This window comes from Streptomyces galbus, from assembly GCF_005280195.1.
GTDB classification, from domain to species: Bacteria; Actinomycetota; Actinomycetes; order Streptomycetales; family Streptomycetaceae; genus Streptomyces; species Streptomyces galbus.
On record NZ_SZPR01000102.1, the window covers coordinates 1 to 221 of the forward strand.

The following is a 221-nucleotide window of genomic DNA, read 5'->3' on the forward strand; positions in this document are numbered from 1 at the left end:
GTTCGCGCAGAACCGGCAGACCTTCACCGGCGGGCTGGCGCGGCTCGAACGCGGCATGGTGTTCCCCGCCGGATACCAGTCGCACGCGGCGACCGAGACGTGCCCCGGCCATTCCACGATCCTGACCGGCAATCGCCCGGCGCACACCGGGATCATCGCCAACAACTGGATCGACCTGTCCGCCGCGCGCGACAACAAGGTGATCTATTGCGCCGAGGACG

The 221-nt window shown here is 68.3% G+C and carries 1 protein-coding gene; it reads left to right on the forward strand.

The window, feature by feature from the left end; translation table 11 throughout:
• Positions 1 to 221: alkaline phosphatase family protein (locus E4U92_RS35710; RefSeq protein ID WP_174864162.1), on the forward strand; the 221-nt coding region annotated here is incomplete at both ends.